The 20,262-nt window shown below is 38.3% G+C and carries 15 protein-coding genes and 1 pseudogene; 8 read left to right on the forward strand and 8 right to left on the reverse strand.

The window, feature by feature from the left end:
* The gene (locus J690_RS08400) at positions 1-219 is read left to right on the forward strand and encodes a hypothetical protein (RefSeq protein ID WP_032035329.1); all 219 of its coding nucleotides are present in this window, start codon (positions 1-3) and stop codon (positions 217-219) included.
* Here J690_RS08400 and J690_RS08405 read toward each other — a convergent pair.
* The 3 genes and pseudogenes from J690_RS08405 to J690_RS08410 all read right to left on the reverse strand — a co-directional run bounded on the left by J690_RS08405 (position 212) and on the right by J690_RS08410 (position 2,789).
* Entirely contained in the window at positions 212-1,414 is a 1,203-nt protein-coding gene (locus J690_RS08405) for a tyrosine-type recombinase/integrase (RefSeq protein ID WP_032035330.1), read from the reverse strand. The two genes, J690_RS08400 and J690_RS08405, sit on opposite strands and share 8 nt — an antisense overlap.
* A gap of 214 nt (positions 1,415-1,628) precedes the next feature.
* Positions 1,629-1,703, reverse strand: a pseudogene (locus tag J690_RS24730) (hypothetical protein); the annotation flags it as partial.
* 222 nt (positions 1,704-1,925) lie between these two features.
* Positions 1,926-2,789 carry a hypothetical protein gene (locus J690_RS08410; protein ID WP_032005577.1) on the reverse strand — a complete coding sequence of 288 codons (864 nt, stop codon included), beginning with the start codon at positions 2,787-2,789 and terminating at the stop codon, positions 1,926-1,928.
* A gap of 326 nt (positions 2,790-3,115) precedes the next feature.
* Between J690_RS08410 and J690_RS08415 the strand changes: the two genes are divergently transcribed.
* Positions 3,116-3,688 carry a TetR/AcrR family transcriptional regulator gene (locus J690_RS08415; RefSeq protein ID WP_032035331.1) on the forward strand — a complete coding sequence of 191 codons (573 nt, stop codon included), beginning with the start codon at positions 3,116-3,118 and terminating at the stop codon, positions 3,686-3,688.
* Positions 3,689-4,131: 443 nt separating this feature from the next.
* On the opposite strand, the gene J690_RS08420 is transcribed toward J690_RS08415, so the two are convergent.
* The 4 genes from J690_RS08420 to J690_RS08435 form a co-directional block, all read right to left on the reverse strand.
* Positions 4,132-6,186: a putative bifunctional diguanylate cyclase/phosphodiesterase gene (locus tag J690_RS08420; RefSeq protein ID WP_032035332.1), complete on the reverse strand. Its 2,055-nt coding sequence runs from the start codon at positions 6,184-6,186 to the stop codon at positions 4,132-4,134.
* 326 nt (positions 6,187-6,512) lie between these two features.
* Entirely contained in the window at positions 6,513-7,529 is a 1,017-nt protein-coding gene (ilvC, locus tag J690_RS08425; RefSeq protein ID WP_002115094.1) for a ketol-acid reductoisomerase, read from the reverse strand.
* A gap of 32 nt (positions 7,530-7,561) precedes the next feature.
* Complete coding sequence (gene ilvN / locus J690_RS08430; protein WP_002114824.1) at positions 7,562-8,053, reverse strand: acetolactate synthase small subunit; 492 nt, start codon at positions 8,051-8,053, stop codon at positions 7,562-7,564.
* A complete protein-coding gene (locus J690_RS08435; RefSeq protein ID WP_005079103.1) occupies positions 8,053-9,777 on the reverse strand; it encodes an acetolactate synthase 3 large subunit in 1,725 nt (574 codons plus the stop codon). The genes ilvN and J690_RS08435 overlap by 1 nt, the downstream gene beginning before the upstream one ends.
* A 535-nt stretch (positions 9,778-10,312) precedes the next feature.
* Between J690_RS08435 and leuS the strand changes: the two genes are divergently transcribed.
* From leuS to J690_RS08465, 6 genes are all read left to right on the forward strand, one after another.
* A complete protein-coding gene (gene leuS / locus J690_RS08440) occupies positions 10,313-12,937 on the forward strand; it encodes a leucine--tRNA ligase (RefSeq protein ID WP_032035333.1) in 2,625 nt (874 codons plus the stop codon).
* A gap of 27 nt (positions 12,938-12,964) precedes the next feature.
* On the forward strand, positions 12,965-13,474 hold the full coding sequence (locus J690_RS08445) for an LPS-assembly lipoprotein LptE (protein ID WP_002115142.1): 510 nt from the start codon (positions 12,965-12,967) through the stop codon (positions 13,472-13,474).
* Between the two features lie 18 nt (positions 13,475-13,492).
* On the forward strand, positions 13,493-14,482 hold the full coding sequence (holA, locus tag J690_RS08450; RefSeq protein ID WP_005079106.1) for a DNA polymerase III subunit delta: 990 nt from the start codon (positions 13,493-13,495) through the stop codon (positions 14,480-14,482).
* A gap of 107 nt (positions 14,483-14,589) precedes the next feature.
* Positions 14,590-15,930, forward strand: a complete 1,341-nt coding sequence (locus J690_RS08455; RefSeq protein WP_032035334.1) for a MacA family efflux pump subunit — start codon at positions 14,590-14,592, stop codon at positions 15,928-15,930.
* A 2-nt stretch (positions 15,931-15,932) separates the two neighbouring features.
* Positions 15,933-17,927 carry a MacB family efflux pump subunit gene (locus J690_RS08460; RefSeq protein WP_032035335.1) on the forward strand — a complete coding sequence of 665 codons (1,995 nt, stop codon included), beginning with the start codon at positions 15,933-15,935 and terminating at the stop codon, positions 17,925-17,927.
* 10 nt (positions 17,928-17,937) lie between these two features.
* Positions 17,938-19,344, forward strand: a complete 1,407-nt coding sequence (locus tag J690_RS08465) for an efflux transporter outer membrane subunit (protein WP_032035336.1) — start codon at positions 17,938-17,940, stop codon at positions 19,342-19,344.
* Between the two features lie 68 nt (positions 19,345-19,412).
* On the opposite strand, the gene J690_RS08470 is transcribed toward J690_RS08465, so the two are convergent.
* A complete protein-coding gene (locus tag J690_RS08470; RefSeq protein WP_032035337.1) occupies positions 19,413-20,216 on the reverse strand; it encodes an enoyl-ACP reductase FabI in 804 nt (267 codons plus the stop codon).
* Between the last annotated feature and the right edge of the window lie 46 nt (positions 20,217-20,262).

Consider the following 20,262-nt stretch of genomic DNA (forward strand, 5'->3'; position numbering starts at 1 on the left):
ATGGCTTATTTAACCTCAAAAGAAGTACGAGAGCGTTTAAAAGGTTGTTCAACAGCAACACTATGGCGCTATCAACAGCCGAAACAAAAGTTATTCGTGAAACCCATGCCCCCACCTGCAAAAAAGGGGGCTGGTTCCATGAGTTTATGGGATGAAGATACTTTTAACGAATGGGAAGAAAAGTACTTCAAAAACAATATGAAGAGTCTGGCTATGTAGCCAGACTCTTCAATTTATCCCACCACAATTGATATGCTTTAGCTTGAGGCTCAAGATAGTCATAAAGATCATATGTCCCCTGTTCTCCCGGCATAGCATGACCTACCATTAGCTCAGCAACATCACGAGATGTAAAAGCACTAAAATTGGTACGAGCCGTACGACGCAAATCATGTATAGACCAATGTGGCATATTGATATCATACTTTCTACGGGCATACTGCATAATGTTATATGGCAAACTTCCCGGACTCTTAAGACTCATCATCTCAGTCGTCCCGTCATTAACAAACATAAATTTTGAATCATTCAAGGACATAGCTTGTTCAATCAATGGCACTATTTCTGGAATAATAGGCCTTACCAAAGGAAGCCCTGTATTTTTACCAGTCTTATGTAATTCTGGTGGAACAGTCCAGATCATTTTGTTCAAATCAAAGAATGTCTTCTCTGATGTTCTTAATTCACCATTACGGCAACCAAAAAATAGACACAATTTTATAAAAAGTGCATTTTTCAAAGTCATTCTGGACTCATCACAAATACACCACGTCAGCGTAATTTCCTCATCTGTTAAAATTCGTGTTCCTCGACGCTTTTTAATACCTAAATCATTTTTCCCAGAAATATGACGAATAGGGTTATTTTCTATAAGTTTTCGTTTGATACCCCACTCTAAACACTGCTTCGTATTTACCAAAATACGTTCAGTAATAGATTCAGATTTCTCCAAGTGAGCTTCTAATAGCTCCAACCAAGCATGTAAAGTAATAGAATCCACAGGTAAAGCACCAAACACAGGAAATACATAAAGTTCAAATGTTCTATAAATTTCTTCAGCCTGCTTTTTTTCTCTTAAGCAGTATTTTTCATGCCACGTTTCATACAGTTCTTTAAATGTAACAGCTTCAGCAATTTTTACTTTCTCTACTTTTTTGTGAATCCGCGGATCATACCCCTGCTCCAATACAGCCTTCATTTTCAATAATTCAGCTCGGGCATCTTTTAAGCTCAATAACGGATAACTACCAAAATCTAAACGTGCTTGCTTTCCATTATAACGGAATCGCATTTGAAATGTAATTTTACCTTTAGGAGAAACTCGAACACTCAATCCATCTTGATCAGATTCAACAAGTGTATCTTCACGTTCTTTTCCTAAATTCTTCTTAAGCCATGTATCCGTAAGCGCCATAAGCAGACCTGTGTACAAATTTTTCACGATTCAATTCCAAATCTAAATTTTGTACACAACAATGTACACAAATTAGATGAATTAGCTTGAATAACGATGAAATGGGTTGAATGACTATATTCAATAATTATGATTCAGAATCAAATAAAAATATATATTTGCGATTATTATTCTAGGAAAATGAATGAAGATGAAAGGGGATGAATTGGACTCAAGCATTCGGGTGGGAAATGATGGCAAATGTGCGGCGTTGAGCAACCTGTGCCGCTAACTCATCTTTAAAACTCATGAAATACACCTACTGCGGAGATTGCAGTGCCAAAGACCTAAAGTCGATCAAAATAAAAATTGGCGTAATTGTAGCAGATTTATAGAACTGTTTAATGTTTGTTGATAAGCCATGAGTTACTCATAATCTTTTTTAAGAATGTAGCTTAACTTTTTAGAAATTTTACAATTAAAAAAGCCCACCTGTTTATAGATGGGGCTTGATTAAGACTTAACAGAATCTTTACGCCAATTTCTTTTCTTCAATGAATTGAACATCGGCAATTTGTGCATCCCAGAACTCATTCCATAAAGCACAGTAATCAATACATAGCTTGGTTAAGCTTTCATAATCATCTTTTGTAATTGCTTGTGCTAATGCAAACCACAAGTCATCTTCATGATCGTCATCAGCGGCCTCAGATGTTTCATCCGTAGATACCCCATGTACATGGTAATAACCACCACCTTCAACATCGATATTTACGAATTTAGTTGCTTGACGTAATGGAGGACTAAAAAGAATGACTTCCTCCTCTGCAACAGCTAATAATGCCACGACATTAATATAACTATCATAAGAAGATTCTAAAAATGATCTAACCTGATCTGCAAATTTTGATGGTTTATAATTACGACGGTCATGTTCCGTTAAACCATAATCATTAAGTAAATCTTCATATAAAGGATAATGAGCATATTCAGGATTACCCAGATAGTAATTATCTTTGTCTAAACCAGGGCGAAAGCCAAACTCATCAAGTATATTTAAACTTAATAATACCCGTGGATACATCTTCGCTCCAGAGTGGAGTTTAGGTTCCAATTGTTTTGTTAAAAATTGAGCCTTTAATAGAGCGTCAGTAAAAATTTGTACAATCGCATGACGATATTCTAAATGGATAAGAGTCAAACGTTGTTTATCAAGATATCCACCGTTTAACAGCTCAATAGCAGGATGATTACAAACTGGTAACTCTGCAATTGTTTTTCTTAACTGTTTAAGAAATTGTAAATTTTCATCCCATTGTTTTGCAGGAATACTATTTTTCATCCCCTGCAATGCTTTTTCTCTTGGATTATTAAAGTCTTCAAATTTTTTTAACATAATGATTCTCTGTAAAAAGTTTTTCTTATAGTTAAGTTATAGGCTCTGTCTTTATTACAATTTTGCATTCAATTGCTAAAATAAATTCCGCACACCCATACTTAACAAGTTGATACTATGTGTATTATCTCAACAAATCAACGGATTAATTAATAATATTTAAAAAAGTAAACTATTGCCAATTAAATATATAATATGTTGTTTTTTAAATTAACCAAGCTATTGAATAAATATAATTTTTTAAATACTATAAAATAAGTTTTATTTAAGCTTATACACTTTACAATAGCAAAGTTAATCAAAAAATATCCGCAACGGGGAACCCGATGACAAAAAGAGAAACTATTATAACAACTGCAACATCCCTCTTTAACCAAAAAAGCTATACTTCTATTGGTGTTGATCGCATTATTGCTGAGTCAAATGTTGCAAAAATGACTTTTTATAAATACTTTTCTTCTAAAGAAGCCTTAATTGAAGAATGTCTTTATAAAAGAAATTTAGAGATACAATATTCAATATTGGAAAAAATTAAAAATACCACTAACCCACTGATTAAATTAAAAAAAATATTTAATTGGTATATCGATTGGATTAATACAGATGACTTTAATGGCTGTTTATTTAAAAAAGCGACCATCGAAGTCATGCAATTGTACCCCTCTATTAAGCATCAAATTAATGAGTATCGGGAGTGGATTTACTCATTAGTTTTCTCAGCTCTTTCGGAGTTAGAAGTAGAAAACACAAAAATCCTAACAGGGCTCTTTCTTAACATTGTAGATGGAATCATTATTGATGGCACTATAAATAAAGGAAAGATTAATCCAGAACAAACGTGGTCTTATATAAACAAAATTATTGAACTAGAATCAGTTCAAGAGTATGCAACTATTTAATTTATAAATTAATTAAATATTTATATTTTAATAAAGATAAAAAGTATTCTTTAATTCGGTGGAGTCTACCCTCCAACTCCACCCAAAATCTATTCAATGCCTAAAAATTAATATATTTATATTTTATAAAAATTAATATTTTTATTTAGTTCTATCTTCATTAATTCTAATTATTATATAAACTTCACAATATTTTATAATAACCCTTTTAACTCGTTATATTTTATAAAATACAAACATCAATTTATTAGAATTACTTTATACTTACAGTATAAATTTATAAATTATTATATATTAAATACTCAACTAACTGAGAAACTAATACTATTCACTATTACAAATATATAGGTGTGTTTTAGAAGATAGATTTATTTTAATTAATTGTTCTTTAAAGAAAAAAAATAAAAAGGAAATGTTAGTTTTTAAAATCGATATAGAAAAGATTAAGCGAAGTGAGCGCCTTGAGATTCAATCAGTTGATCGACGTGAACAGGCATTCCTAATAAATAACCCTGAAATTGCTGACAACCTAAACGGGTTAAAATCTCAACTTGCTGTTGAGTTTCCACCCCTTCCGCTGTTACGGTTAAACCTAACTTTTTAGCTAAATGTATTATACTTTCTAATATAACTTCTTCTTTAGAACCTGGCTTTAAATCGACAATAAAGCCGCGATCAATTTTCAATTCATCTACTGGTAAATCTTTTAAATACAAAAAGCTCGAATGCCCTGTTCCAAAATCGTCAATTGCGACTCGAATACCCATATCACGTAGTCGCTCACAAGCACGAATACTTAAATCAATATGTCGCATTGCAGTTGATTCAGTAATCTCAACAATTAAGTGATGAGCTTGAATTTGATATTTTTTCAATAACGCTTCGAGTGTACTAAATAATTTTTTATTTTCGAACTGTAGTGCAGATAGGTTTACTGCGACTGGATAAAATGGAGTGTTACTGCGTTCCCACTCTTGAATTTGCAGGCAAGCTTGCTCAAGTGCCCAATATCCCATTGGAATGATCAAACCCGTTTTTTCTGCACCTTCTATAAACATATGCGGTGTGAGTATTCCTAAAGCTGGATGATTCCAACGGATTAATGCTTCAACACCACAGACCTCAAGATTCGTATTAAATTTTGGTTGGTAATATAGGATGAACTGCTTTTCTTCTACGGCCTTATAAAGATCATTGATCAGTTTTGACTGACTTCTCGTTTCTTGTTGATGGGTTGAATAACTAAAGATGGTGTAAGTATTTCGGCCTTGTTCTTTAGACATGAGCATCGCGGCATCAGCGTTCATGAGTAAGTCCTGAACATTTTGTCCGTGCTCAGGAAATAGTGCCACTCCTAAGCTTGCAGAGATATTAATTTCTTTACCAGAAATCTGATAACTCTCTTGAATCAGCTGTAAAACTTTCTCAGCCAAAATAACTGCTTCATCGGCATTTGTATTTTCGGCAATAAGCAAAAACTCATCACCGCCAATTCTAAGCAGTTTGCACTTCTCATTGAGTTGCCAATGTAAGCGGTTCGCCATCTGAATAAGTAATTGATCACCCACATGATGTCCAAATGCATCATTCACCGATTTAAATCGATCTAAATCAATGTATAAGAAAGCAATTTTCTGGTCTTTGTATCGATGATCTGAAAGTAATACTTCAGCATAATCCACTAAATAAAGGCGGTTAGGTAATTTGGTTAAATTGTCTTGTATAGATAGGTTAGCTAATTCTTTATTTGCCTTACGCAGCTCTAAATTCTGTTGAGTAAGGCGTTGCTCTAACATTGCAACAATAAAACTTGCTACGAGTACCAAACAGGTGACTAGAATAATTGTAAATAATAATAAGTCATGTTCAGCCTGATATTGGCTAATAAATTTATCAGTAATATTCGTCGCAATAAGCGCTGTGTAGTGCATCCCCATAATACTTAAGGTCATCATAACCGAAAATGCGATTTTTAAAGTTAAGCGATATCGTTCAGTGTCTTTTAATTTATAGGCTAATAAAAACGCTAGCCCTGAACCACTCATCGCAATTAATACAGAAAATAAAAGTAAAAACGAAGTGTAATCTTTTTTATAAACATTAATATTCCAGCCCAGCATGCTAATGTAATATGAAGCTGAAATTCCGATTCCCATAATAATCGAGCTCAAAATGAGTCTAAATAAAGGGAGTGTAAAACGCGAAGTCAACCACATCGCAATGCAAGATAACAATGCACTAATAGCATAAGATATTGCAATTAAAGGAATATTAGAGTGAGCTGTATCAAATAGATGATAAGCTTGTATACCAACAATATGGACGATGCTAATTGCTAAGGCGAGTAGCAGTCCATTAATCAATAAAATTAAGGACTCAAATTTCTTATAGACTTGCTTGAATATTAGCTGCTCCATGGAAATTACAATATAACAAATGAAGCCAGCTGCAATAAAAGAGCCGACGATCAATGTGCTATCGTAATCAACATGACCCATATTGGACTTCCATGATTATTCAATACTTTTTTTTATTTTGTTCAACTCATTGCCCAAAATACAATTAAACATGTTAAAGAAATTTTAGTAAATTTGACTTATTCAGTCAGTTATAAACAATAACATTATCTATCTTTTGGTCAAGTATTTTTTACTTTATAAATCAATAAAGTAAATAAAAATTAAGCAGCCAATTATATGAAAAATATAGAATTTATTTAATCTAGTCAAGTTGACCTAATCGCAATTTTCACATTCAAATAAAATAGTATAAATAAAGAACCCTGCTTAAAGCAGGGTTCTTTTAAAACATTAGATAAAGAAAATTAGTTCTTTTCTTTGTCTACGATTTTGTTTGCTTGAATCCAAGGCATCATTGCACGCAACTTATTACCAGTTACTTCAATACCATGTGCAGCATTTTGACGACGACGAGCAGTCATAGATGGGTAGTTTAACGCACCTTCTTGAATGAACATCTTAGCGTACTCACCAGATTGAATACGTTTCAATGCATTACGCATTGCTTCACGAGATTGTTCGTTGATTACTTCAACACCAGTTACATATTCGCCGTACTCAGCATTGTTAGAAACTGAGTAGTTCATGTCAGCGATACCGCCCTCGAACATTAAGTCAACGATCAATTTAAGTTCGTGTAAACATTCGAAGTAAGCCATTTCTGGTGCATAACCAGCTTCAACTAAAGTTTCGAAGCCCATTTTCACTAATTCAACCGCACCACCACAAAGAACTGCTTGCTCACCGAATAAGTCAGTTTCAGTTTCTTCACGGAATGAAGTTTCGATAATACCTGTACGGCCGCCACCTACGCCAGAAGCATAAGAAAGAGCAACGTTACGAGCATTACCAGAAGCATCTTGGTGAATTGCGATTAGGTCAGGAACACCTGAACCACGTTGGAACTCTGAACGTACAGTGTGACCAGGTGCTTTTGGAGCAACCATGATTACGTCTAAATCTTTACGTGGAACAACTTGGTTGTAAAGAACAGAGAAACCATGAGCAAATGCAAGAGTCGCGCCTTCTTTGATGTTTGGCTCAATCACGTCACGGTAAAGTTGTGATTGGAATTCATCTGGAGTCAAAATCATTACGAGGTCAGCTTGCTTAACAGCAGCAGGAACTTCTGCAACTTTAAGACCTGCATTTTCAGCTTTCTTCCAAGAAGCTGAATCTGCACGTAAACCTACAGTTACGTCTACGCCTGAATCTTTAAGGTTAAGTGCATGAGCATGACCTTGAGAACCGTAACCAATAATCGCTACTTTCTTGCCTTGGATGATTGATAAGTCACAGTCTTTATCGTAAAAAATTTGCATTTGTGTTCTCCGCTAAAATACTTTTTAAAAAATTAAATGGCTAATACTTTTTCGCCACGGGCGATACCAGATACACCTGAACGAACGACTTCTAGAATAGTGTTTTCTGCAAGCGCATCGATAAAACCATCTAATTTTTCAGTTGTCCCTGCTATTTGAATGGTATAGGTAGTTGGTGTCACGTCTACAATCTGCGCACGGAAAATATCCGCTGTTCGCTTAATTTCAGCACGTGAAGCACCTAACGCTTTTACTTTAATCAACATGAGTTCACGCTCAATATGTGAACCTTCTGATAAATCAACTACTTTTACAACTTCAACAAGTTTATTGAGCTGCTTTGTAATCTGTTCAATCTTATGATCATCACCATAAGTTGTTAATGTTAAGCGTGACAAAGTTGGATCTTCGGTTGGCGCAACATTCAGTGTTTCAATGTTATATCCACGTTGGCTAAACAAACCAACAAGGCGAGAAAGCGCACCAGCTTCGTTTTCAACGAGTACAGAAATAATATGTCTCATTATGTACGCTCCCCTTTCCCTAACCACATATCCTTCATAGACTGACCTGCGATCAGCATTGGATAAACATGTTCCGTGCGGTCAACCATGACATTAATGAATACACATTTATCATTAATCGCCATTGCTTCAGCAAGCTTCGACTCTAGTTCATCAGCATGATCAATTTGGATACCAACGTGACCATAAGCTTCCATTAACTTGCCAAAATCAGGCAATGATTCAACGTATGAGCTTGAGTGACGGCCCTCATAGTTCATATCTTGCCACTGCTTCACCATACCTAAAGCACGGTTATTCAAGCACAAGATCTTCACATTCATGCCATATTGCTTACACGTTGAAAGCTCTTGAATACACATTTGAATTGAAGCTTCACCAGTAATACAAACAACTTGTTGATCTGGGAAAGCGAGCTTCGCAGCCATTGCATAAGGTAAACCTACGCCCATGGTGCCCAATCCGCCTGAGTTAATCCATTGACGTGGACGTTTGTATTTGTAATACAACGCACCAAACATTTGGTGTTGGCCCACATCTGAAGTAATGATGGCATCACCGTTAGTGACTTTATATAAAGCTTCAACAACTTGCTGTGGCTTCATTGTTCCATCGGTCGGGGTTTCAAACTTTAAGCCATGAACTTTACGCCATTCATTAATTTGATCCCACCACGCAGCAATTGCTTCAGGGTTTGGCTTAGACACATTTAATTGTTTCAATTGCGTCAACATTTCCTGAAGTACAGGCTCAACTGCCCCTACAATTGGAATGTGCGCCATAATTGTTTTTGAAATGCTCGCCGGATCAATATCAATATGAATAACTTTAGCATTCACACAGAATTTTGCTGGGTTATTGGTTACTCGGTCATCAAAACGCGCACCAATTGCAAGAATGACGTCAGCATTATGCATCGCCATATTTGCTTCATAAGTACCGTGCATGCCTAACATGCCCACGAATTGTGGATCATCACCGGGGAAGCCACCAAGGCCCATAAGTGTGTTAGTCACCGGATAACCAAGTAAATGAGCGAGTTCAGTCAATAATGCTGATGCATTACCTTGAACAACACCACCACCCGTATAAATTACAGGGCGTTTTGCACTTAAAAGCTCATCAATCGCTTTACGAATTTGGCCAGAATGACCACGTGAAGGTGGCTGATAAGAACGCATCTTCACTTTTTCAGGATATTCGTACGCAAATTTTTCTGCAGGATTTGTTGCATCTTTAGGAATATCGACGACAACTGGACCAGGGCGACCACTTGCTGCGATATAAAATGCTTTTTTGATAATTGCAGGAATTTCGCTTGCATGACGAACTTGGAAGCTGTGCTTCACGATAGGACGTGAAATACCCACCATATCAGTTTCTTGGAAAGCGTCTTCACCAATAAGATGTGATGCAACCTGGCCAGACAAAATCACCATCGGGATTGAGTCCATATAAGCTGTTGCAATTGGAGTCACAGTATTAGTTGCGCCAGGTCCAGAAGTGACCAGTACTACGCCAGTCTTACCTGTAGCACGCGAGTAAGCATCTGCCATATGACCAGCAGCTTGTTCATGACGTACGAGGTAATGATTAATTTTGTCTTGTTGAAATAGCGCATCATAAATATGTAATACAGCGCCGCCTGGATAACCAAAAACATGTTCAACGCCTTCGTCCGCAAGAGCACGAACGAGCATTTCACCACCAGATAAAAGTTCCAACGTGATTCACCCTAAAATCTTTATCACTATTTATGGAAGGCACAAATAGTGTTTCATTCATTGAATTGTCTGCACTGTTATAGCACACATATTGTCTAGTTTTCGTTGCAATAGAAAAATTTCTGTTTTTCAGCCGTATAAGCTTTTTTAACATTAATAAAGCATGTCTGGATATACATACTTTAAGTAAAATCAATCTCTCGGCTAGAGAGAATGTCTATTACAAAACATGACGGTTATTCGAAGGGTGATCAAATAATCGCATATAAAACTAAAGGAAGCATTTTTGTTGTTTAATTCACTAAAGTCAAGATTAAAGAAACACTTTTCTATGATTATTTTTTAACTGACTATTTTTTCATCTTATTTGATTTTTCCACTTTTCTTTTTTTTATGATTACCCCGCTTTTTTCAGGTTTATTCTTGTTTAATTTTTAACGGAAAATAAATCCATCCCAAAACTGCATTTTTGTCGATTTTGCGCTATGCTGTGCAACAATCTTTAATATCAATTTTTGTTGTATAGCTTACGTCTATGACTATTTCTCACATTGACCCCGAATATCAAGCAAACACGATTGAACCATCAGTTCAACAAGATTGGGAAAATCGTAAAGTCTTTAAAGTTGCCGACACTGTCGAAGGTAAACATCGTTACATCCTGTCAATGTTTCCTTACCCAAGCGGCAAGCTGCATATGGGGCATGTGCGTAACTATACAATTGGCGATGTGATTAGCCGTTTTTACCGTTTAAAAGGTGAAACTGTATTACAACCTATGGGTTGGGATGCATTCGGTTTACCTGCGGAAAACGCAGCAATTGCCCATAAAGTTGCTCCGGCAAAATGGACATTTGAAAACATTGCCTACATGCGTGACCAATTAAAAAAATTAGGTCTATCTGTAGACTGGGATCGTGAATTTGCAACTTGTACACCAGAGTATTATCACTGGGAACAATGGTTATTTGTTCAGCTTTATAAAAAAGGCCTGATCTACCGTAAACTTTCAACAGTAAACTGGGATCCAGTTGACCAAACTGTTTTAGCAAACGAACAAGTTGAAAATGGTCGCGGATGGCGTTCTGGTGCATTGGTTGAAAAACGCGATATTCCAATGTACTACTTCCGTATTACTGACTATGCACAAGAATTATTAGACGACCTAGACACCCTACAAGACGGCTGGCCTCAACAAGTGTTGACCATGCAACGTAACTGGATTGGTCGTTCTACAGGCATGGAAATTACTTTCCCATCTGCCAATACCGAAATTTATGCTGATGGCTTAACTGTTTATACAACACGCGCCGACACACTAATGGGTGTAACATATGTTGCTGTTGCAGCAGAACACCCTCTTGCGCTTAAAGCTGCTGAAAAGAACCCTGAATTGGCTGCATTCATTGAAGAGTGCCGCATGGGTTCAGTTGCAGAAGCGGACTTGGCAACAGCCGAGAAAAAAGGCATGGCAACAGGCTTGTTTGTAAAACATCCTGTAACTGGTGAAGAGCTTCCTGTCTGGATCGCAAACTACGTATTAATGTCTTATGGTTCTGGCGCAGTAATGGCTGTACCAGCGCATGACGAACGTGACTTCGAATTTGCAAACAAGTTCAACTTGCCTATTAAGCAAGTGATTGATGCCAAAGGCGCTGACGATGCAGATTACTCTGCAACTGAGTGGCAAGAATGGTATGGTTCAAAAGAAGGTAAACTTGTTAACTCTGGTGAGTTTGACGGTTTAGAATTCCAAGCTGCTTTCGATGCATTCCTTGCAAAATTAGAACCACAAGGTTTAGCAAATTCTAAAGTTCAATTCCGTTTACGTGACTGGGGTGTTTCTCGTCAACGTTACTGGGGTTGTCCAATTCCAATGATTAACTGTGATACTTGTGGTCAAGTCACAGTTCCAGAAGACCAGCTTCCAGTTGTATTACCAACTGACGTTGTTCCAGATGGTTCAGGTAACCCGCTTAATAAAATGCCTGAATTCTATGAAACTAAATGTCCTTGTTGTGGTGGTGATGCACGTCGTGAAACAGATACATTGGATACATTCGTAGAGTCATCTTGGTACTACGCACGCTATGCGTCTCCAGACTTCACTGGCGGAATGGTGAAACCTGAAGCTGCTCAAAACTGGCTTCCTGTAAACCAATATATTGGTGGTGTTGAACACGCGATTCTTCACTTACTTTATGCACGTTTCTTCCACAAATTAATGCGTGATGAAGGTGTAGTACAAGGTAATGAACCATTTACCAACTTGTTAACTCAAGGCATGGTGCTTGCGGATACATTCTATCGTGAAGCAGAAAATGGTAAGAAAACTTGGTTTAACCCTGCTGATATCGAATTAGAACGCGATGAAAAAGGTCGTATTCTTTCTGCAAAATATTCAGGTGACGGTCAAGAAGTTGTGATCGGCGGACAAGAAAAAATGTCTAAGTCGAAAAACAACGGTATCGACCCACAAGCGATTATTGATCAATACGGCGCAGATACAGCACGTGTATTTATGATGTTCGCTGCTCCACCAGATCAATCTTTAGAATGGTCTGATGCAGGTGTTGAAGGTGCAAACCGTTTCTTAAAACGTGTGTGGCGCCTTGTAGCAAGCTTCCTTGAAAAAGGCAACCAAGCTTCTACGATTGATACTGCTAACTTGTCTAAAGATGCTCAAGATTTACGTCGCAAAACTCACGAAACTATTCAAAAAGTAAGTGATGATATCGAACGTCGTCATGCATTCAATACTGCGATTGCTGCTTTGATGGAATTGTTAAATGCGAGCAACAAGTTTGAAGCAAAAGATGACAACGACGTTGCTGTAGAACGTGAAGCGATCACTACACTGTTAACTTTACTTGCTCCATTTGCACCACATTTAAGTCAAACGTTATTGGCTCAGTTTGGTACAGATGTAACAGAAGCAAGATTCCCTGAAGTCGATGCTTCTGCATTAACTCGTAATACACAAACGATTGTTGTACAGGTTAACGGTAAACTTCGCGGTAAACTTGAAGTTTCGGTTGATATCTCTAAAGAAGATCTATTAGCTCAAGCTAAAGCCCTTCCAGAAGTTCAACAATTCTTAACAGGACCAACAAAGAAAGAAATTGTGGTTCCAAATAAATTAGTTAACCTCGTGGTTTAATTAAAGTTATTAATGAGAGGATCAAGCATGCACTTTGCCAAACGTTTAGCCGCTGTTGTTTTGACCTTAGGCCTTAGTGCAGGCTTAGTCGGGTGTGGATTTCATTTAAAAGGAACCAACCCGACTGCAACTCCGCTTGTTTATAAAAAATTAAGCCTTGAGTTACCAGCTAAAACTGATGATTTGGAAACCCAGCTAAAAGTTTATTTAGCTGCAAATGGTGTTCAATTCAGCAATGATAATGATGCCTACGTACTCCGTGTTTTAGAGTACACACCACGTCGTCAGCTTTTAAATGGAAAACTAACGGAAGTATTATTACGCTTAACCGTAACCTTCCAGATTGAAGACCGTCAGGGTAATAAAATTACTGAACCACGTTCATTAACTGCATCTCGTAGTTACCAATATGATCTTGCAACGGTTAACACCGAAAATCAGCAAGAATCTTATTTGCAACGTATTGTGATCGATGACATTGCACAGCAAATTACTCGTCAGATTTCAGCAAACCGTTTACCAAAAGCTCAGCCTTAATCTTTATTTTTACCAGCAATGAAAATTGACTATTTACAAGCCTTAAAACGCATTCCGGAAGCACGGGGTGCGTGGATTTTACATGGCCAAGAACCTTTGCTGGAACAAAATTTATTAGATGCTTTTCGTAAAAGTTGGCAACAACAAGAAGTTGAAAGACAGCGCTACGATATTAGTAGTGTAAGCGACTGGAAGAATGTTTTTAACGCTCTTAACAGCTTATCTTTATTTTCTCAGCAGCTTGCCATTGAAGTACATGGCAATATAAAGCCTGACGCAAATGGGCTAAAACAACTTAAAAGTTATATTCAACATAATGAAACTAACCTGCTTTTAATTGTTTTACCTAAGCAAGATAGTAGTAGCTTAAAGTCTGCTTTTTTCCAAGTTGTGGAAGCAAATGGTGTTGTCGTTGCCCTAACGGCAAACTATCCGCAAGACCGTCAAAGAATTTTATCTGCTGAAGCAGAGAAACTTGAAATTCAACTCGATAATGACGCATGGCAGTGGCTCATGCAGCATCATGAGCATAATCTGCTCGCAGCTAAGAATAGCTTGATGCGTGTAAGAGATACTTTCCCAGACCAACAACTAATTCAAATTGAACAGCTGTATGCTTGTTTACAAGATCAGTCTCGTTACACCACTTACGATTTAAGTGACGCACTGTTAGAAGGTAATCTCGCTCAATCTATTAAAATTTTTCAATATTTAATTGCTGCTGGCGAACCAGAAAGTCTGATTTTATGGACACTAAGCAAAGAAATGCGTTTACTGATGCAATTATTTGAACAGCCTCATAATGCATTACAACTTGGTATCTGGAAAACTAAAGTCAGTTTATATCAACAAGCTTTAAGAAGATTAAATCCTCAACAGTTTTTAGGATGGTCTACCCTTCTATTGCAAGTTGATGCAGCAATTAAAGGAATGTCGAACGAAAATGCAGAACATCTAATGCAGCAAGCGATTGCTGAATTATGTGGAAAAACATTATTTATACAGTAATTCGGCTGAATCATTTTTCTTCATTCTTGAAATATAATAAAAATTCACGTTTTATCCTCATTTCGCTTTTATACTAAATTAAATTTTAAACTTTTCGACCTCTCGCCATGCCAAAAATAAAGCCAATCAAACTTGTTATTATCATCGTCTGTATAGTCATTATTGCTCTTTTAGCCTGGAAGTTTTTCAAGCCAAAACAGCAACAGCCACAATATATTACTGCCGAGGTAACACGCGGGGATATTGAAAATAATGTACTTGCAACGGGTACACTTGATGCAACCAAACTGATTAGTGTCGGTGCACAGGTATCTGGTCAGGTTAAAAAGATGTATGTGCAACTTGGCGATCAGGTTAAGCAAGGTCAACTTATTGCACAGATTGACTCAACGACCCAAGAAAATAGTTTAAAAACCTCTGATGCAAATATTAAAAATTTAGAAGCACAGCGTCTTCAGCAAGTTGCTTCTTTGAATGAAAAACAACTTGAATACCGCCGTCAGCAACAAATGTATGCACAAGATGCAACACCACGTGCAGATTTAGAATCGGCTGAGGCAAGCTATAAAACAGCTCAGGCACAAATCAAAGCGTTAGATGCACAAATTGAATCTGCGAAAGTCACAAAATCTACGGCGCAAACCAATATTGGTTATACGCGTATTGTTGCTCCAACAGATGGTACGGTTGTTGCGATTGTGACCGAAGAAGGTCAAACAGTAAATGCCAATCAAAGTGCGCCAACAATTGTCAAAATTGCAAAACTACAAAACATGACGATCAAGGCTCAGGTCAGTGAAGCTGACATTATGAAAGTTGAGAAAGGACAACAGGTTTATTTCACTACATTAGGTGAAGACACTAAGCGTTATGCAACTTTACGTCAAATTGAACCTGCTCCAGATTCTATTTCTAGCGAATCAACAAGTACGACAAGCTCAACAACGAGTTCAGCTGTTTACTATAATGCCTTATTCGATGTGCCAAATACCGATGGTAAATTGCGTATTGATATGACTGCACAAGTTTATATCGTATTAAACTCAGCTAAAAATGCCCTACTCGTTCCATCATCAGCACTGAGTTCTAAACAATTTTCAGGTCAAAGAAAATCAGGCCAATCATCTGATAAAGCAAGCTCTACACCTGAAGCTGTTAAAAAATCTCAAGGAAATGGAGCTCGTTTGGAGCGTCTTAACCTGACTGCTGAGCAAAAACAGTTAATTGAACAAGGTAAATTAACGTTAAGTGTTGTACGCGTATTACAAGCTGATGGCACAACTAAACCAACTCAAATTTTGGTTGGCATTAACAACCGTGTAAATGCGCAAGTTCTTGCGGGCTTAAAACAAGGTGATCAAGTTGTCATTGCCGATAGCGCAGATACTTCTGCTGCATCAGCTAATAGTAGTAATAACCGTCGCCGTAGTGGCCCAATGGGAATGTAAGCATGACAAAACAAGCTTTGCTTGAAGTCAGCAATCTAGTCCGGGAATTCCCTGCTGGCGAAAGCACGATACAAATTTTAAAAGGCATTGACCTTACCATTTACGAAGGTGAACTGGTTGCCATTGTCGGTCAGTCTGGTTCCGGTAAGTCAACACTTATGAATATTTTGGGCTGTTTAGACCGCCCTACGAGTGGTAGTTACAAGGTTAGTGGACAAGAGACTGGTAAACTCGAACCGGATCAACTCGCTCGACTACGCCGTGAATATTTTGGTTTTATTTTCCAGCGTTATCATTTACTCGGTGACTTATCTGCCGAAGGTAACGTAGAAGTTCCAGCTGTTTATGCTGGTGTTACGCCTTCTGAGCGTAAACAACGTGCAACCGCTCTACTGACTGAATTAGGGTTGGGCACAAAAACACTCAATAGACCAAGCCAACTTTCTGGTGGTCAGCAGCAACGTGTTTCTATTGCCCGTGCGCTGATGAATGGCGGTGACGTTATTCTGGCAGATGAACCGACGGGGGCACTTGACTCTCATAGTGGTGTTGAGGTGATGCGTATTTTGCGTGAACTCAATGCCGCAGGTCACACTATTATTTTAGTCACCCATGATATGCAAGTTGCAAAAAATGCGACTCGTATTATTGAGATTAGTGACGGAGAGATTATTAGTGACCGCCCTAATGTTCCAGATCAAGCAGCTGAACCAATCAAGACTGATCCTGATGCGGCGCCTGCTTTACAAGGTAAACAGAAGAAAGGCAAAAGTATTTCTGCATGGCGTTCTACTTTAGACCGTTTATCAGAAGCCTTCCAAATGGCTTTACTGTCTATGAATGCCCACCGCATGCGTACTTTTTTAACCATGCTGGGGATTATTATTGGTATTGCTTCGGTTGTTACGGTGGTCGCATTAGGTAAAGGCTCTCAACAGCAAATTTTAAGTAATATTAGTAGTCTGGGAACAAATACGATTACGGTATTTCAGGGTCGTGGTTTTGGTGATAACTCTAAAACTGCAAGTTTTAAAACCTTGGTGCCTGCCGATGCCGATGCGTTAATGACTCAACCGTATGTTAGTGCAGTCAGCCCAATCGTCAGCACATCCAAAACCATGCGTTACCAACAAAATGAAGCAAACGCGACCATTAATGGTGTAAGTAACGATTATTTCGATGTGAAAGGTTTGGTCTTTAAAGATGGACAAACTTTTGATCAACGTAGTGTTCGTGATCGCTCACAGGATGTGGTCATTGATACCAATACTCAAAAACAATTTTTTAGTGACGGTACCAACCCTATCGGTCAAGTCGTACTGCTCGGTAGTGTACCTGCTCGTATTATTGGCATTGTAGAACCGCAAACGAGTGGCATGGGCTCAGATGACACTTTAAATGTCTATATGCCTTATACAACCGTGATGAGCCGTATGTTGGGGCAAACCCATGTTCGCAATATTGTGGTTCGTATTAATGACAAATATTCAACTGCTGCCGCAGAAAATGCGATTGTAAATCTATTAACCCAGCGCCATGGTGCACAAGATATTTTCACTATGAACAGTGACAGTATCCGCCAAACCATCGAGAAAACAACCAGCACAATGACCCTTCTGGTTTCAGCAATTGCCGTAATTTCATTGGTCGTTGGTGGTATCGGGGTAATGAATATTATGTTGGTTTCGGTGACCGAACGTACTCAAGAAATTGGTGTACGTATGGCCGTCGGTGCGCGTCAAAGTGATATTCTGCAGCAATTCCTAATTGAAGCAATTTTGGTGTGTTTAATTGGTGGTGTGCTTGGCGTCTTACTATCGCTTGGCCTTGGACAACTTATTAATAAATTTGCTGGCGGTAACTTTAGCGTGGCTTATTCAAGCACTTCTATTATTGCAGCATTTGTCTGTTCAACACTGATTGGTGTCGTATTCGGTTTCTTGCCTGCTAAGAATGCCGCGAAACTTGACCCTGTTGCCGCACTCTCTCGAGAATAAGGAAAATTGCATGTCTTTCTCTACGACTAAACTCAGCACAGCACTTCTTCTCACAGGTTCTCTTGTAGGATGTGCAGCTGTAGTAAAAACACCTTATGAAACGCCTGCGGTACAAGTTCCGGGTAGCTTTCAATATGACACAGCAAAAGCAAAAAACATGTCTGCCAATCAATATTCTGACCGTTGGTGGACACTCTTTAACGATGCACAGCTCAATCAACTTGTAAGTAATGTATTAGAACGTAATAGTGATTTAGCAGTTGCAGGTATTGCTCTAAAGCAAGCCCGTCTACAAGCTGACTTAACCGCTAACAAACAAGGCTTACGTACCAGTTCTAGTGTTTCTACAGGACATTCTTTCGATTTAAATTCGGGAGATGACAGTGCTAAAGGTCTTTCCATGAGTGCTGGGGTAAGCTATGAGCTTGATTTGTTTGGCAAGCTTGCCCGCCAAACCGAAGCAAGTAAATGGGAAGCTTTAGCGACAGAACAAGACTTACAAGCTACGGGACAAAGTTTAATTGCAACTACTGCCAAACTTTATTGGCAACTGGGTTATTTAAATGAGCGTTATACGACCGCACAGCAAAGTCTAGCAACCTCTCAAAAGCTTTATGACTTGGTACAGATTCAATATAAAGCTGGTGCCGTTTCAGGTGTAGATCTGACTCAAGCAGAACAATCAGTACAAAGCCAGAAAGCGAGTTTAAGCCAGATTGAACAACAACTGGTTGAAACTCGCACAGCCATTGCGGTGTTATTGCATGAACCATTGCAGCAATTAAATATTCAAGAGCCAAAGCGTTTACCACGCACTGCTCTACCTGCAATTGGTGCTGGCTTACCTGCCGACATTTTATCGCGCCGACCTGATTTGCAAGCAAGTGAGCTCCGCTTAAGAAAAGCATTAGCAACTAAAGATGCTACTAAGGCGAGCTACTACCCTTCGATTAGCTTAACCAGCAGTCTAGGCTCAAGCAGCACATCGTTAACGGAGTTGTTACGCAACCCTGCCCTGACGCTTGGTGCAAGTTTAAGCTTACCGTTTTTGCAATATAACGATATGAAAAAAGATATCGCGATTAGCAATCTAGATTATGAAAAAGCGATTATTCAATATCGTCAAACGCTTTATCAGGCTTTTGCTGACGTAGAAAATGCTTTATCGAGTCGTACCGAACTCGACAAACAAGTAGCGTTACAAGAGCGTAATGTTGAACTTGCAGAAAAAACTGAACGTCTAACCGAAGTTCGTTACCGTTATGGTGCTGTTGCATTAAAAACACTTCTCGATGCACAGCAAACCACACGTACTGCACGTTTAAGCCTCGTTGAAACCAAGCAAAGCCAATACAACGCGTATGTCACTCTCATGCAAGCTTTAGGTGGTTCACCTGTAAAAGAACTGCCGCAATAACTTGTACCAATTAAAAAAGCCGTAGTTGAAGGACTACGGCTTTTTTATGGCTGAATAAATTTTAAAACTTATTCATCATCCATCATAGATTGGCTCATACCTACAGTATTGAAACCAGCATCTACATATAGAATTTCACCAGTAATACCTGAAGCCCAAGGTGAGCATAGGAATAATGCGGCGTTACCAACTTCTTCAATCGTTACGTTACGCTTTAACGGCGCAACTTTTTCATTGGCATCTAACATTTTACGGAAAGATTTAATACCAGAAGCAGCTAAAGTACGGATTGGGCCCGCAGAAATCGCGTTTACACGGATACCATCAACACCAAGGCTTGATGCCAAGTAACGAACACCAGCTTCTAAAGAAGCTTTTGCCATACCCATAACGTTATAGTTAGGCATAACGCGCTCAGAACCTTGGTAAGTCAAAGTCAATAAACAACCTTGGCGAGCTTGTAATAAAGGTTTTGCAGCACGAGCCATTGCAATAAAGCTGTATGCACTGATGTCATGAGCAACTTTAAAACCGTCACGGTCAGTCACGTCAGTAAAGTCACCATCAAGTGTGTGTGCAGGTGCAAAGCCAATTGAGTGTACAACACCGTCTACACCATCCCAATGTTTTGCAAGTTCTGCAAATGCATTATCAATTTCAGCATCAACAGCAACATCACATGGAAACACAAGCTTAGAACCGAATTGCTCAGCAAATTCATCCACACGTTTTTTTAATTTTTCGTTTGGATAAGTAAACGCAAGCTCTGCACCTTCACGGTGTAATGCTTGTGCAACACCAAAAGCAATTGATAATTTACTAGCAACGCCTGCAATCAAAAAGCGCTTACCTGCTAAAAGTCCTTGTGTCATGCCGATCTCACTCAAAACAATTTCAAGCATAATGCCAATATTCGGC

Source organism: Acinetobacter sp. 742879 (genome assembly GCF_000588535.1).
Lineage (GTDB): Bacteria > Pseudomonadota > Gammaproteobacteria > Pseudomonadales > Moraxellaceae > Acinetobacter > Acinetobacter pittii.